This is a genomic window from Luteibacter pinisoli (assembly GCF_006385595.1).
Classification (GTDB): Bacteria; Pseudomonadota; Gammaproteobacteria; order Xanthomonadales; family Rhodanobacteraceae; genus Luteibacter; species Luteibacter pinisoli.
This window is the reverse complement of sequence record NZ_CP041046.1, coordinates 4507364-4522391: the sequence shown is the minus strand read 5'-3', so window position 1 is coordinate 4522391 and position 15028 is coordinate 4507364. Positions and strand designations below refer to the sequence as shown.

The window sequence follows — 15028 nt, the reverse complement described above, 5'->3', positions numbered from 1 at the left end:
CCGCCATGGTCACCCTGCTGCGCAATGCGCTTGTCCTTCTCCTCCTGCTTACCGCGGTCACCGGCGTGGCCTACCCCGTCGTCGTCGGCGGGCTAGGCCACCTGATGTTCGCGCACGAAGCGGGCGGCAGCCTGATCGAACGCGATGGCAAGGTCGTCGGTTCGTCACTCATCGGCCAGTCGTTCACCGCGCCCGGCTACTTCTGGGGCCGGCCGTCGGCCACCACGCCGGACCCGTACAACGCCGGTGCCTCGACCGGCTCGAACCAGGGCCCGACCAACCCGGCACTCGCCGACGCGGCGAAGCAGCGCATCGCCGCGCTGCGTGCCGTGGACCCGACGAATACCGCGCCGGTCCCGGTCGAGCTGGTGACCGCTTCGGCCAGTGGCCTGGATCCGGAGATCAGCCCGGCCGCGGCGGAGTACCAGGCCAACCGCGTGGCAAAGGCGCGGCACATGGATCCGGCGAAGGTGCGTGAACTGGTCGCGGCGAATACGAAGGGCCGGCAGCTGGGCCTGCTCGGCGAGCCGCGGGTCAACGTGCTCCAGCTCAACCTCGCCCTTGACCAGGTCGCCCGTTAAGCCGGCCGCCACGGTGCGCTATCGTTCGCCCCATGACTGACACCCGCGACGCCCGCGCCGATGCGCTGCTCAACGCCGTGAACCACGACGGCGGCCAGCGGCTGAAGATCTTCCTCGGCGCCGCGCCCGGGGTGGGCAAGACCTACGCGATGCTCTCGGCGGCGCGCGAACTGCGCCGCCAGGGCATCGACGTGGTGATCGGCTTCGTCGAGACGCACGGGCGGGCGGACACCGCCGCGTTGCTCGAGGGCGTGGAGGTGCTGCCGACGCGCACCGTGCCGTATGCCGGCCGTGAGTTCCAGGAGTTCGACCTGGAGGCCGCGCTGGCCCGCAAGCCCGCGGTCATCGTCGTCGACGAGCTGCCGCATACCAACCTGCCCGGCGGCCGGCATACGCGCCGCTGGCAGGACATCGCCGACCTGCTCGATGCCGGCATCGAGGTGTACACGGCGCTCAACGTGCAGCACCTGGAGAGCCTCAATGACCAGGTACGCCGCATCACCCGCGTCGCCGTGCGCGAAACCGTGCCGGACGCCTTCCTCGACCGCGCCCGCGACATCGTGCTGGTGGACCTGCCGCCACGCGAACTGATCACCCGGCTGAAGCAGGGCAAGGTCTACGTGCCGGAGACGGCGGCGGTGGCACTGGATGCGTTCTTCTCGCCGACCAACCTGGCAGCCCTGCGCGAGCTCGCCGTGGAAACCGTGGCGCGGCACGTCGACACCGACCTGCGCGAACACATGCTCGCCCGCGGCAGCGCCATGCCGGTCCGCCGGCGGACCATGGCCGCAATCGACGGTCACGCGCAGAGTGAATACCTCGTCCGCATGACCCGGCGTATCGCCGAGCGCCGTGGCGGTCCGTGGAGCGTGCTGTTCGTCGACCGCGGCAACGTGGACGGTGAGCGTCGCGAGCGCGTGGATGCCGCGATGCGCCTGGCCCGCCGCCTCGGCGGCGAGCCGGTGATCCTGCGCGGCCACGCGATCGCCGACGAACTGCTCGCGTGGGCGGATCGCGAAGGCGTGGGCCAGATCGTCGTCGGCCGCACGCGCGAGCGGCCGATCGCGCGGCGCCTCGGCTTCTCGCTCACCCAGCAGCTGCTGCGGCGTGGCGCGCACCTGGAACTCACCATCGTCGCCACGCCCGCCGAACGCGCGCGGGCACGGCGCCGGCTGCGTTTTGCCGACGGCAACGGCACGCGGCGCGAGTACGCGTTCGCCACCGGGGCCACGGCCATCGCCATGGCCCTGTCCTTCGTCGCCGACCGCGTGCTGTCGGTGGCCAACCTCTCGCTGATCTTCCTTACCGCCGTGCTGATCGTGGCCGCGCGTACGCGCATGGCCGTCGCGGTGTACACGGCCATCCTCTGCTTCCTCGGCTACAACTTCTTCTTCGCCCCGCCGCGCTACACGCTGGCCATCGCGAACGCCGATGACGTGCTCGCCGTCACCCTGTTCCTCGTCGCCGCGCTGGTGTGCAGCCGCCTGGCGACGCGGCTGGCCGGGCAGGTGCAGTCACTGCGCGCGGCGCAGGCGCGGGGGCGCGTGCTGGTGGCGCTCGGCCAGCAGCTGGCGACCAGCGCGGATGCCGAAGGCGTACGCACGGCGGCCGCCCGTGCGCTGGCCCGGGCACTGGATGCGGAAGTGGCCGTGCTGGCGCGCAGCGCCGGCGACGAGCTGCAGGTGGTCGCCTCGCAGCCGGATGCCTTCGCCCTGTCCACGCAGGACCGGGCCGCGGCCGACTGGTGTGACCGGCATGCCGAACCGGCCGGCCGTTTCACCGACACGCTCAACGGCGCCTCGTGCTGGATGCTGCCGCTGGGCACCGAGCAGCGTCATGCCGGCGTGGCCGCGCTGCGCTTCCCGCTGCACGCGCGCGAGCCGGATGCCGATCGTCGCGGCCTGGCCCTGGCCATGGCCGAAGACATCACCCAGGCACTGGAACGCGCCCGCCTTGCCGCCGAGCTGGAGAGCGCCCGCGTGCAGGGCGAAACCGAACGCCTGCGCAGCGCCTTGCTGTCCTCCGTCTCGCACGACCTGCGCTCACCGCTGGCCTCGATGATCGGCTCGGCCGGCACCCTGCTCAGCTACGACGACCAACTGCCGGCCAGTGAACGCCATGAACTGCTCCAGGCGATCCTTGGCGAAGGCCAGCGGCTGGACCGTTACATCCAGAACCTGCTGGACATGACCCGCCTCGGCCACGGCACCTTGCAGCTCAACCGTGACTGGGTGGATGCGGGCGAGATCGTCGCCGCGGCCGTGTCACGGCTGCGGAAGCTGATGCCGGATACCCGGGTGGACGTGCACCTGCCCCACGACACGGTGCTGCTGCACGTGCATCCGGCGCTGATCGAGCAGGCGCTGTTCAACATCCTCGAGAATGCGGCGAGCTTCTCCCCGGCTGGTGAGGCCGTGCGCGTCATCGTGCGCACCGAAGCCGGGCGCCTGCTGGTGGATGTCGCCGACCGCGGCCCCGGTATTCCCGAAGACGAGCGGGCGCGCATCTTCGACATGTTCTACTCGGTGTCGCGCGGCGACCGCGGCAAGCAGGGCACCGGCCTGGGCCTGGCGATCTGCCGCGGCATGATCGGCGCGCACGGCGGCACGGTGGAGGCCTTGCCCCACGCCGGCCAGGGCACCACCATCCGGATCTCCCTGCCGCTGCCGCCGCCTCCCGAAGACGCCGAATGAATCCCGCCGCCCCCCGTGTCCTGGTGATCGACGACGAAGCGCAGATCCGCCGCTTCCTCGATATCGGCCTGCGTGCCGAGGGTTACCAGGTGGTGCTTGCCGCGACCGGCGCCGAAGGGCTCGGCCTGGCCGCGACGCAATCACCGGACGTGGTCGTGCTCGACATCGGCCTGCCCGACATGGAAGGCCACGACGTGCTGCGCGAGCTGCGCACGTGGACCCAGGTGCCGGTGCTCATGCTGTCCGTACGCGATGCGGAAACCGAGAAGGTGAAGGCGCTCGACCATGGCGCGAACGACTACGTGACCAAGCCCTTCGGCATCCAGGAGCTGATGGCGCGCCTGCGCGTGCTGCTGCGCCAGGGCGCGAAGGCCAGGCAGGCCGATGCCCCCGTGCGCTACGACGATGGCTCGCTCGTGGTGGACCTGGCCCGGCGCGAGGTCTTCCTCGATACGGTGCCCGTCACCCTCACCCGCAAGGAGTTCGCGGTGCTCTCCATGCTCGTGCGCCATCCCGGCCGCGTCGTGAGCCAGCAGCAGATCCTGCGCGATATCTGGGGACCGACCCACGTGCAGGACACGCATTACCTGCGCATCGTGATGGGCAAGCTGCGCCAGAAGCTCAGTGACGATGCGTCCGCGCCACGCTGGCTGAAGACGGAACCCGGGGTGGGATACCGCTTTCCGGCACAGTAAGCCGCATTTCTCAGACTATTCGTATTCCATTCGGGGGTGCGCCCCCGCAGGCTGCTCGGTCCCCGTTGGAACCGGAGCCACCCATGCGCCTTTTTCCCGCCGCCCTGCTCTGCCTGAGCGCCTCGCCGGCGTTTGCCGCCACGCACTGCTCGGACGAACGCTACGTCTTCGGCAACCATCACTTCCCGTCGCACGAAGAGGCGCTGGCGCAGTGCCGGCAGGACGAGGCGGAGATGACCCACGCCGAGACCGGCACGTACGAGCGGATGACCAGCTGCCACGACATCGGCGAGACGGGCCAGCACGACGGCTGGACCTACGGCCGCGTCGCCGTGGAGGTTGTCGCGCGGGCCACGGGCGAGCCGTTTAGCTTCGAAGGCCTGTGGATGTGCAAGCCCGTGGTCGACTGAGCCTTCGTCAGGCCGCCGAGGCCTGGCGCGAGAGGTAGCGTCCCGGCGTATCGCCGAAGGCCTTGCGGAACATGGCGACGAATGCGCTGGGCGTGGCATAGCCCAGGGAATCGGCGATGGTCGCCACGGCCTCGCCTTCGGCCAGCCGTTCCAGCGCGCGGGTGAGCCGCGCATGCTGCCGCCACTGCGCCACGCTGCACTGGGTTTCCTCGCGGAACAGCCGGGTGAGCGTGCGCACGGACAGGCCCGCCCAGCTGGCCCAGTCCTCGATGCCGCGGGTGTCTTCCGGGTGTTCGATCATCGCCATGGCCACGCGGCGCAACCGGCGATCGGTCGGCATGGGCAGGTGCATGCGCTCCACTGGTGCGTGGCGGATCTCGTCGAGCAGCACCGCGAGCAGGCGCTCGCGCTCCGGTGTCATCGGCGCATCCGGCGCCCACGTGGCCGCGCGTTTGACGACGGCGCGGAAGACGTCATCGACGCCGACGACGCAGGCATGCTCCGGCAGGCCACGCGCCGCATCCGGCGAGACGAATACGCCCCAGGCCCGGCTCGGGCCCGAAATACTCACCGTATGCAGCAGGCCGGGTGGCATCCAGCCGGCACGGTGCGGCGGCAGCAGGTAGGTGCCGCGATCCGTGCGGGTGATGATAAGGCCCTGTTCAACATAGAAAAACTGGCCACGCACGTGGCTGTGCCAGTCGATCTCGAGCAGCGCCGTATCCCGCTCCGCCGCATAGGCGAGCAGGGACGGACCATCGGCCCGGTCGAACATCTCGTGGAAGGCTTCTTTATCCATAATGGCCGAATCTCGACACTAATTGGCCCGATGACGATATCAGGCCGATAGGGGACATGTATAACATTTGCATCCCCAAGTAACTGTCCCCGCGCGGCATCCGCCGACAGCCCGCGAGGGGGGACACCGACGCCGGAGATCCCCATGATCCGTCTGGTTACCACCGATTTTAGCGAACTCCACGAGGACACCGCCGCGGGCGATGCCCTGGTCACGTTTGTCGCCTGCGCCCACGCGATGCTGGATGGCACAACGCCTGAAGAGCAGCGCCGCCGCCTGGAACCCCGCCTCCTCGCCCAGCTGCCGACCCTGCGGGCCCTCGGCATTTTCGATCTTTTCAGCGTGCGCGACCCAGCGCTGGCGGCCCTGCTGGCCGACGAGGAGTAGGGCCGCTTCACTTGTAAATATATGCCACCAGCATATTTGCCTTGACAACTATCTTTGGGGCAATAGAATATGTGGCATGAATACTTCTCCGTGCCCCACGTCGCCTGATGGCCGAGACAGCCTGGGTGCCCTCATCGGCATGGTGCGCGGCGAGATCGTCCGGGCCATCGAGGCCGACCTGGCCGCCCAGGGGGCCGACCTCAAGTTCACCCAGTTCCACGTACTCAAGCGGCTGGCGTACGCGGGGCCGATGACGGCCACCGAACTGGCCCGTGCGGTGGATCTGGACGGCGGGGCGATGACCCGGCAGCTGGACCAGCTGGAAGCCAAGGGCTACCTGCGTCGCCAGCCGCACGAACAGGACCGGCGCGCGCTGCGCATCGAACTGACCGAAGCGGGGCTGGCGCTGTGGCGCCACCTGCACGAAAGCAATGTCGCCACGCTCGAGCGCGCGCAGAAAGACCTCGCCGCGAACGAACGCAGCCAGCTCATCGATTACCTGCAGCGCGTCCTCACCGCGCTGCGCGAAAAAAACTGATCTAGAAACCTGAGGCAAAACGCATGCGTCTGCACACTCTCGTGGCGGCCATCGGTGCCGCCTTCGTTCTTTCCGGCTGTGTCACCAGCCGCGGACTGGAACCGCAGGGCCACCTGAACGAGCCGGCCACCCTCCACGCCGAGAAGAGCCTTGCCCGGGGCGATGCCCCGTCGGCGTGGCCGGCCGCCGACTGGTGGACGGGCCTGGGCGATGCCCGCCTCTCCGCCCTGATCGACGAAGCGCTGAAGGACAACCCGAACCTGGCCGCGGCCGACGCCCGCGTGCGCCAGGCGCAGGCCCAGTCCGGCGCGGCCGACGCCGACCGCACGCCCACCTTCAACGTGGGCGGCGGCGTGGCCGGCGCGCACCTGCCGGCCACGGTGTTCCCCGCCCCGCTGGGCGGCCACTTCAGCACCACGAAGTACGGCTACGGCAACTTCAACTGGGACCTCGACCTGTGGGGCGGCAAGCGTGACGCGTTCGAGGCCGCCGTCGGCTCGCAGCGCGCCGCCGAAGTGGATGCCCGCGCCGCCCGAATCGAAATCTCGACCAACGTCGCCCGCGCCTACGTGCAGCTGGGCTACGCGTTCGACCAGATGGACGTGGCCAAGGCCGAGCTGGATCGCAGCCGTTCGTCCAGCACCCTGACCCGCCAGCGCGTCGCCGCCGGCGTGGACAACCAGATCCAGGTGAAGCAGGCCGATACGGAAGTCGCTTCCGCCGAGCGCGAGATGGCGGTGGCGCAGCGCGCGATCGACACCGCGCGCACGCAGCTGGCCATGCTGCTGGGCAAAGGCCCGGACCGCGGCCTCGCCATCGATCGCCCGAGCACGCTGTCGCCGTCGGCCGTGGCCGTGCCGGCCAACGTGCCGGCCGACCTGCTCGGCCATCGCGCCGACCTCGTCGCCGCGCGCTGGCGCGTGGAAGCGGCATCGAAGGACATCGATTCGGCGAAGAAGGAGTTCCTGCCGAACGTCAGCCTCGGCATCCTCGCCGCGCAGGTGGCCAGCGGTTCGGACAACCTGTTCGCCGCGAGCGCTCGCTTCTGGCAGGTGCTGCCGGCGATCAGCCTGCCGATCTACGACGGCGGCCGTCGCCGCGCCAACCTGTCGGGCAAGGATGCGCAGTACGACCTCGCCGTGGCGCAGTACAACCAGACCCTGGTCGGCGCGCTGAACGAAGTGGCCGACGACCTGGCCGGCCTCGACACGCTCGGTGCGCAGGTGCAGGCCCAGCAGCGCGCGCACGACGCCGCGCAGCAGGCCTACGACCTCTCACAGCAGCGCTACAAGGCCGGTGTCGGCAGCTACCTCGAGTCGCTCGTCGTTCGCCAGCAGCTGCTGCTCGCCGAACAGCGCCTCGTCGGCCTGCGCGCGCAGCAGGTGGATGTCTCGGTCCAGCTTATCCAGGCGCTCGGTGGCGGCTTCCGCCCCGAAGCCGGCGACCAGCCCGTCGCCGCCGCCACCACTCCTTAAGAACACTTTCCAAGGCACATCACGATGTCTCAAGAAACCATCGCTCCGACCGGCGCCACCGTGGCGCCACCGCCGAAGAGCCGTCGCGGCTTCTTCCTCAAGCTGCTCGTGCTCATCATTGTCCTGGCCGCCATTGCCTGGACGGTGTGGTACTTCGTGGACGGCCGCTGGTATGAAGATACCGACGACGCCTACGTCAACGGCAACGTCGTGCAGATCACCCCGCAGATCGCCGGCACGGTCACCTCGATCGGCGCCGACGACGGCGACCTCGTCCACCAGGGCGACGTGCTGGTGAAGCTCGACCCGAGCGACGCCGAAGTGGCCCTGGAAAGCGCACGCGCCAACCTCGCCAACACCGTGCGCCGCGTGCGTGGCCTGTACAACAACGTGACCTCGGCGCAGGCCGATGTCTCGGTGCGCCAGACCGCCGTCGACCGCGCCCGCGCCGACTTCAACCGTCGTCGTGACCTCGCCAAGTCCGGTGCGATCTCGGCCGAAGAACTGTCGCACGCGCAGGACACCCTGGTCTCCGCGGAAAGCGCGCTGTCCTCGGCGAAGCAGTCCTACAGCAGCAGCAAGGTGCTGGTGGACGACACCGTCGTCGCCTCGCATCCGGACGTACGTGCCGCCGCCGCCAAGCTGCGTTCGGCCTACCTCGATTCGGTGCGTTCCACCCTGCTCGCGCCGGTGGACGGTTACGTCGCCAAGCGCAGCGTGCAGGTCGGCCAGCGCGTCCAGCCGGGCGCGGCCCTGATGGCCGTGGTGCCGCTGCACGAAGTCTGGATCGACGCCAACTTCAAGGAAACCCAGCTGACCAAGATGCGCATCGGCCAGCCGGTGGATGTCACCGCCGACGTCTACGGCAGCAGCGTTGTCTACAAGGCCAAGGTGCGTAGCCTCGGCGTGGGCAGCGGCAGCGCGTTCTCGATCCTGCCGGCGCAGAACGCCACGGGTAACTGGATCAAGATCGTCCAGCGCGTGCCGGTCCGCGTCGTCTTCACCGAGCCGAAGCAGCTGGAAGAGAAGCCGCTGCGCCTGGGCCTGTCGACCAAGGTCACCGTCTCGCTGCACGACCAGAGCGGTGCGCTGCTCTCGCAGCAGGCGCCGACCAAGCCGGAGTTCTCGACCACGGTCTACGACAAGCAGCTGGCCGATGCCGACCTCGACATCACCCGCGTGATCCACGAAAACGCTTCTGCCGGCGAGGGTGCCGAGCAGCAGAAGGCTCCGAAGTAATCCGATGAGCACCGAATTTCGACCGCCCAATCTGGCACTGTCCACGGTCGGCTTGTCGCTCGCGACCTTCATGCAGGTGCTCGACACAACGATTGCGAACGTGTCGCTGCCGACGATCGCGGGCAACCTGGGTGTCAGCTCCAACCAGAGCACCTGGGTGATCACGTCGTTCGCGGTCAGCAACGCCATCGCGCTGCCGCTCACCGGCTTCCTCACGCGACGGTTTGGCGAAACCAAGCTGTTCGTGTGGGCGACGCTGCTGTTCTCCCTGGCCTCGTTCCTGTGCGGTATCGCGCAGAGCATGACCATGCTGATCCTGTTCCGCGCCATCCAGGGCGCGGTGGCAGGCCCGATGTACCCGATCACCCAGTCGCTGCTGATCTCGATCTATCCACCGGCGAAACGAGGCATGGCCCTCGCGCTGCTGGCGATGGTGACGGTGGTGGCGCCGATCGCCGGCCCGATCCTGGGTGGCTGGATCACGGACAACTACACCTGGCCGTGGATCTTCTTCATCAACGTGCCGATCGGCATCTTTGCCAGCTTCGTCGTGGCGAACCAGATGAAGGGCCGCCCGGAAGTCACCGAGAAGCCCAAGGTGGATTACGTGGGCCTGATCACGCTGATCATCGGCGTGGGTGCACTGCAGGTGGTGCTCGACAAGGGCAACGATGAAGACTGGTTCTCCTCGCCGTTCATCATCGTCACCGCGATCATCGCCGCCATCGGCCTGGCCGTGTTCCTGATCTGGGAACTCACCGACAAGGACCCGATCGTGAACCTGCGGCTGTTCCGACACCGGAACTTCCGCATGGGCACCTTGTGCCTGGTGCTGGCCTACGCGGCGTTCTTCGCCATCGGCCTGCTCGTGCCGCAGTGGTTGCAACGCAACGTCGGCTACACCTCGACGTGGGCGGGCTTCGCCGCGGCGCCGCTGGGTATCCTGCCGGTGATCCTCACGCCCTTCGTGGGCCGTTACGCGCACAAGTTCGACCTGCGCGTGCTGGCCTCCGGTGCGTTCCTGGTGATGGGCGCGACCTGCTTCATGCGCTCTGACTTCTACCTGGACATCGACTTCTACAGTGTCGCGATGGTCCAGCTGATCCAGGGCCTGGGTGTGGCGTTGTTCTTCATGCCGGTGCTGAGCATCCTGCTCTCCGACCTGCAGCCGCGTGAGATTGCGGCGGGTTCGGGCCTGGCGACGTTCCTGCGTACGCTGGGCGGCAGTTTCGCCGCCTCGCTCACCACGTTCCTGTGGGACCACCGCGCGATCGTCCACCACGAGCGCCTGGCGGAGAACTTCACCCCGTTCAATCCCAACACGACCCAGGCACTGACCCAGATCGGCCACGGCGACTCGCAGTACGCCGCGTCGTCGGTCAACGCGATGATCACCAACCAGGCGTACCAGATCTCGTTCAACGAGGTCTTCTACATGCTCGGTTTCGTGTTCCTCGGGCTGATCTTCGTGGTCTGGCTGGCCAAGCCACCGTTCGCGGCCAAGGCCGGCCCCGCCGCCTCGGGCCACTAAGCAGCAAAAAAAAACCCCGGCTCATCGCCGGGTTTTTTTTTCAGATGTCGAAGCCGACGCCGATCAGGGCCATCGTCTCGCCACGGTTGGGCTCCTGGAAGCTGCCGTTGGAGATGTGGCGCACCTGGAAGCTCAGGTTCTTCCACTGCCAGCCCAGGGTGCTGACGAACTCGTACGCCGAGGACAGGGCCTGGGTGCGGCCACCGGCCGTGCCGGCCACCTGGAAGCTGAAGAAGAACGGGTGGTACCAGTCGCCGTCCGTGCCGTAGTGCAGGCGGGCGCCGGCGGCGCCGACCCAGACGTTGTTGTTCACGCCCGGGTGAGAATTTTCGTACCGACCCACGTTGCGACCGTTGATGTAGCCGATCGAGACATCCGGCGACCAGGTGAACCGGCTGGCACCGATGGGGCGCGCCGCGAACACCGATTCGATGAAAAACGCGTCGGTCGGGTGCGAGTCCATGTAGCTGCGGCCGCCCTGGATTTCGATATGGGTTTCGGCGGCGGCGGGCAAAGCGGTGGCGGCGAGGGAGAGCGCGGCAAGGGCGCCGAGTGCAACGCGGGACGAGCGCATGGAGGAACCTTATGTTGGGACGTTTATTTGAGGACCGGTTTTGTGAACTGGATCGTTCGGTAAATAGTGTTCAGCCAGCGTGAAAAAAGGGGGTAGGCAAAGAATATTTCTGCCGAATATCCGCAGGATTGCATTCACCTGTCTTTCCCGCGTCGTCTCAAGACGATGCAAGGCCTGCCGATACAACCCGAGGACACGGGCGCAAGGCGGACACCAAGGGTGACAGGGGCGGCGGACAAGGGAGCGACCAAGCTACGCGCGCGCCGCATCCGCGTTGCCCTCTGGGTGGCAGCGGCCGCCCTGTCGGTGGGCGTGGTGGCCATCGTCGCCCGCCTGCAACTGGACGCCTACCAGCGCATGCTCGTCTCCAGCCACCGGCAGATCGCCGGGGCCGCCTCGGGCGTCGTCCGTGCCGTCGACCAGAACATCGATGCCAGCCTCGGCCCGCTGCTGGCGCTGCGCAACGGCGTCACCAGCGCCGATCCCGGCCCCCTCGCCACGGCCCTGGCCGACGTCCACGCGCGCCATCCCGAACTGGGCAACCTGGTGGCCCTGGATGCGGACGCGAACCTCATCGCCTCCACCCGGCCGCCGCGGAGCAACGACTGGCAGGCGATGCGCGCGGCGCCCCGGCACAAGGCACTGGGTGCCACCGTCCGCGTGACAGTCACCCCCGCGCGGGCCGATGCGGGCCCCACGATCCGCGTGGTGGTCGACTCGCGCGTGGCCGACCCCGCGGCGTTCGGCGCACGCATCGACAGCGCCCGCGCCACCGAAATGCTGCGCCACTCCATGCTCAGCGCCACCGGCGTGCTCACGGTGTTCTCCACGGACGGCGCGATCTTCGCCACCAACCGCGAGACCCTGGCCCAGCACTGGGCCATGCGTGATGTTGCCGCGGCCAGCAGCGGCGCCTATGACGAAGGCGATTACATGTATGCCTGGGCGGCATCGGCGTCTTACCCGCTGGTGGTTCGCGTGGGCGTGGACCGCAGCGCCATCCGCGACGAGTGGTTCAGCCAGGCCCAGGCCAGCGTGCTGGCCACGCTGGTGCTCCTGCTGATCCTCAACGGCGTGGCCGCGTGGCTGGGCCGTGCTTACCAGCACCAGGGCACCCTGCTGGAAGCCCTCACCCGCAGCGCACGCCACCTCGGCGACGTGCAGCGCAGTGGCCATATCGGCCTGTGGGAGGCCGACCTGCGCTCGCGCAGCATCCTGTGGTCCGGCCATGTGCACGAGATCACCGGCCTGCCGCTGGAGCGCATGGGTGGGCGCCTGGGCACGTATTACAAGCTGGTGCACCCGGACGACCAGGGCGCGATCGTGGCGTGGCTGGATCGCTTCAGCCACGGCGACGGTCCCTACGAAATCGAACACCGCCTGTGCCGTCCCGACGGGCTCGAAGTGCGCGTGAACCTGCGCGCCGCGTGCATCACCAACGAGGAAGGCGCCACGATCCTCGCCGGCACGATCAGCGAGATCACCGCGCTGCATGAAACCCGCCAGCGCCTGCGTGATTCCGACCGCGACCTGGCCGCCAGCGAAGCGGCCTACCTCAAGCTGCTCTCGCGCATGCCCCTGCCCTTGCTGGTGGTGCGCGACGACCGCATCGACTTCGCCAATCCGCTGGCCGAGGAGCGCCTCGGCATGGGTGGGCAGCACCTGACCGGGCAGGACGCGTCGGCTGTGATGGATGCCGATGCACTGGCCGCCGTGCGCGCGGGCAGTAGCGAGGGCGCTGGCGTTATCGCCTGGCTCGAGCCCATGCAGGGCATGCCGTTCGAGGCCGAGCTCGCGCTTTCGGATTACAAGGATTCCCGCGGCCGCGGCACCCTGGTGATCGTGCGCGATGTCACCGAGCAGCGCCGCTACGAAGAGCGCCTGAACCACCAGGCCACCCACGACGAACTCACCGGCCTGCCCAACCGCCGCGCCCTGCGCGAACAGCTCGACGGCCTGGTGCGCGACTGCATCCGCGATAACAGCGGCCTGATGGTGCTGTTCATCGACCTGGACCACTTCAAGTTCATCAACGACGCCCTCGGCCATGCCCTGGGCGACCAGGTACTGCGCGATGTCACGCTGAAGCTCGGTGATGCGCTGGACGGCATGGGCCACGTCGGCCGCTTCGGTGGCGATGAATTCGTCGCGATGTTGCCGTTCAGCGGGCCGCCGGCGAAAGCGCTCGATGCCTTGCCGCGGATCCAGCGCGCCATCGAAGAACCGCTCGAAGTCGGCGGTACCCTGCAGCGGCTGAAATGCAGCATCGGCGTTGCTTTCGCCACTCGCGACGGTGCCGACGCCGACACCCTGATCCGCAACGCCGACACGGCGATGTACGACGCCAAGCGCTCCGGCCGGCACACCTGGCGGCGCTACTCCGCTGACATGCACGCCACCGCCATGGCGCGCCTGAGCGTGATCACCCGCCTCGTCGCCGCCAACCTCGACCAGGAACTGGCGCTGGCCTGGCAGACCCAGCACGACGGGGTCACCGGCAAGCCCATCGGCGTGGAAGCCCTGCTGCGCTGGCCGATGGCGCCGGGCGACCTCGCCTGGCCGGACAAGCTCATCCCCTTGCTCGAAGAAACCGGCGCCATCGTGCCGATCGGCCAGTGGGTGTTGCGCGAGGCCTGCCGCCAGCAACGCCGCATCGTCGACCTGCTGGGCCCGGGCTGCCGCGTCGCCGTGAATATCTCGGCGCAGCAGCTCGCGCATTCGGACCTGGTGGCCGAAGTGCGCCACGCCCTGCTCGAAACCGGCGCCAGCGCCTCGGCGCTGGAGTTGGAACTCACCGAAAGCGCGTTCATGAACGAGCCCGAGCGGGCCATCCGCACGCTGCACGAACTGCGTGCGATGGGTGTCAGCATCGCGCTGGACGACTTCGGCACGGGCTACTCGAACCTCACATACCTGTCCCGCCTGCCGCTGGACAAGATCAAGGTGGACCGGCATTTCACCGCCGCGCTGCTCGAGGAAACCGTCGACGCCTCGATCTGCCGATCGATCATCTTCCTCGCCCGCAGCCTTAACCTGGACGTGGTCGCCGAAGGCGTGGAAACCCAGTCGCAGCGGGAATGGCTGGAGCGCGAGGGCTGCATCGCCATGCAGGGCTTCCTGTTCTCGCGGCCGGTGCCGCTGGACGAGCTGGCCGGCGAGCCCCTCCTCGTCCGCTGAACAATCCGTTCGCGTGGCGACGATTTATCCGCGTCGCCGCGATGCCTACATTGGTGACTATCCCCCCATGTCCCCAGGCAGCTGGCCATGCAACGCGCTCCCGCCCTCTTCGTCTCCCACGGCGCCCCGACCTTTGCGCTGGAGCCTGGCCTGCTTGGCAGCCAGTTGACGGCGCTGGGCGAGCGCCTGGCGGCCGCCACCGCCATCGTCGTGGTGTCGCCGCACTGGCAGACCTGCGGCGTACGCGTCTCGGGCGCGCCGCGGCCGGCCACGATGCATGACTTCGGCGGCTTCGCGCCGGCGCTGTACACGCTGTCGTATCCGGCGCCGGGCCTGCCGTCGCTGGCCGCGGAAACCGCGGGCCTGCTGATCGAGCAGGGCTTCACGGCGATGGTCGACAGCGAGCGCGGCCTCGACCACGGGGCGTGGGTGCCCCTGCGCTACCTGCGCCCGGCCGCGGACATCCCGGTGCTGCAGGTGTCGATGCCGCACAACCTCGACGTGGACAGCGCATTGCGCATGGGCCGTGCGCTGGCGCCGCTGCGCGATCGCGGCGTGGTGGTGCTCGGCTCCGGCAGCCTCACCCATAACCTGCGCGAAGCACGCCCGAACCGCGAGACCGAGGATTACGCGAAGGCCTTTGCCGCGTGGGCGCGGAGCGCCGTGCTCGCGGGAGATACCGATGCGTTGCGCACCTACCGCCAGCACGCGCCCTCCGCGCTGCGCGCCCACCCCACCGACGAGCACTACCTGCCGCTGCTGGTGGCCGCGGCGGCCGCCGGCGACGATGCCCCGCGCGTCATCGAGGGCGGCGTAACCTATGGCGTGCTTTCCATGGATTGCTACGCCTGGGGCGTGCACTGAGGCATTCTTTTTTACCCGGGCACTATTGACTGATAATTTGTTCCGGGTAATATCTGGCGGGTCCC

General features: G+C 68.6%; 13 protein-coding genes. 11 read left to right on the top strand and 2 right to left on the bottom strand.

The features are described from left to right. Nucleotides 1-5 precede the first annotated feature (5 nt). From kdpC to FIV34_RS20420, 4 genes are all read left to right on the top strand, one after another. Nucleotides 6-581, top strand: a complete 576-nt coding sequence (kdpC, locus tag FIV34_RS20435; RefSeq protein ID WP_139985364.1) for a potassium-transporting ATPase subunit KdpC — start codon at nt 6-8, stop codon at nt 579-581. A 32-nt stretch (nt 582-613) separates the two neighbouring features. Then, on the top strand, nt 614-3274 hold the full coding sequence (locus FIV34_RS20430) for a sensor histidine kinase (protein ID WP_139985362.1): 2661 nt from the start codon (nt 614-616) through the stop codon (nt 3272-3274). Beyond that, the gene (locus FIV34_RS20425; protein ID WP_139985360.1) at nt 3271-3969 is read left to right on the top strand and encodes a response regulator; all 699 of its coding nucleotides are present in this window, start codon (nt 3271-3273) and stop codon (nt 3967-3969) included. The genes FIV34_RS20430 and FIV34_RS20425 overlap by 4 nt, the downstream gene beginning before the upstream one ends. 83 nt (nt 3970-4052) lie before the next feature. Further along, on the top strand, nt 4053-4379 hold the full coding sequence (locus FIV34_RS20420) for a hypothetical protein (RefSeq protein WP_139985357.1): 327 nt from the start codon (nt 4053-4055) through the stop codon (nt 4377-4379). A gap of 7 nt (nt 4380-4386) precedes the next feature. Here FIV34_RS20420 and FIV34_RS20415 read toward each other — a convergent pair whose 3' ends face one another. Further along, nucleotides 4387-5178, bottom strand: coding sequence for an AraC family transcriptional regulator (locus tag FIV34_RS20415; RefSeq protein ID WP_139985355.1), 792 nt, complete (start codon nt 5176-5178; stop codon nt 4387-4389). 144 nt (nt 5179-5322) lie between these two features. Between FIV34_RS20415 and FIV34_RS20410 the strand changes: the two genes are divergently transcribed. The 5 genes from FIV34_RS20410 to FIV34_RS20390 all read left to right on the top strand — a co-directional run bounded on the left by FIV34_RS20410 (nt 5323) and on the right by FIV34_RS20390 (nt 10348). Next, nucleotides 5323-5565 carry a hypothetical protein gene (locus tag FIV34_RS20410; protein WP_170207674.1) on the top strand — a complete coding sequence of 81 codons (243 nt, stop codon included), beginning with the start codon at nt 5323-5325 and terminating at the stop codon, nt 5563-5565. Nucleotides 5566-5641: 76 nt separating this feature from the next. After that, a complete protein-coding gene (locus FIV34_RS20405) occupies nt 5642-6103 on the top strand; it encodes a MarR family winged helix-turn-helix transcriptional regulator (protein WP_139985353.1) in 462 nt (153 codons plus the stop codon). Nucleotides 6104-6126: 23 nt separating this feature from the next. After that, entirely contained in the window at nt 6127-7578 is a 1452-nt protein-coding gene (locus tag FIV34_RS20400) for an efflux transporter outer membrane subunit (RefSeq protein ID WP_139985351.1), read from the top strand. A 24-nt stretch (nt 7579-7602) separates the two neighbouring features. Further along, nucleotides 7603-8817 carry an HlyD/EmrA/EmrK family protein gene (locus tag FIV34_RS20395; protein ID WP_139985349.1) on the top strand — a complete coding sequence of 405 codons (1215 nt, stop codon included), beginning with the start codon at nt 7603-7605 and terminating at the stop codon, nt 8815-8817. A 4-nt stretch (nt 8818-8821) separates the two neighbouring features. Then, on the top strand, nt 8822-10348 hold the full coding sequence (locus FIV34_RS20390; RefSeq protein ID WP_139985347.1) for a DHA2 family efflux MFS transporter permease subunit: 1527 nt from the start codon (nt 8822-8824) through the stop codon (nt 10346-10348). Between the two features lie 40 nt (nt 10349-10388). Here FIV34_RS20390 and FIV34_RS20385 read toward each other — a convergent pair whose 3' ends face one another. Continuing rightward, nucleotides 10389-10922: an acyloxyacyl hydrolase gene (locus FIV34_RS20385; protein WP_139985345.1), complete on the bottom strand. Its 534-nt coding sequence runs from the start codon at nt 10920-10922 to the stop codon at nt 10389-10391. A gap of 219 nt (nt 10923-11141) precedes the next feature. Here FIV34_RS20385 and FIV34_RS20380 point away from each other — a divergent pair, with 219 nt between their 5' ends. Together FIV34_RS20380 and FIV34_RS20375 are read left to right on the top strand one after the other, a co-directional pair. Next, on the top strand, nt 11142-14099 hold the full coding sequence (locus FIV34_RS20380) for a bifunctional diguanylate cyclase/phosphodiesterase (RefSeq protein WP_139985343.1): 2958 nt from the start codon (nt 11142-11144) through the stop codon (nt 14097-14099). Nucleotides 14100-14186: 87 nt separating this feature from the next. Next, nucleotides 14187-14963: a DODA-type extradiol aromatic ring-opening family dioxygenase gene (locus tag FIV34_RS20375; protein WP_139985341.1), complete on the top strand. Its 777-nt coding sequence runs from the start codon at nt 14187-14189 to the stop codon at nt 14961-14963. Nucleotides 14964-15028 lie beyond the last annotated feature (65 nt).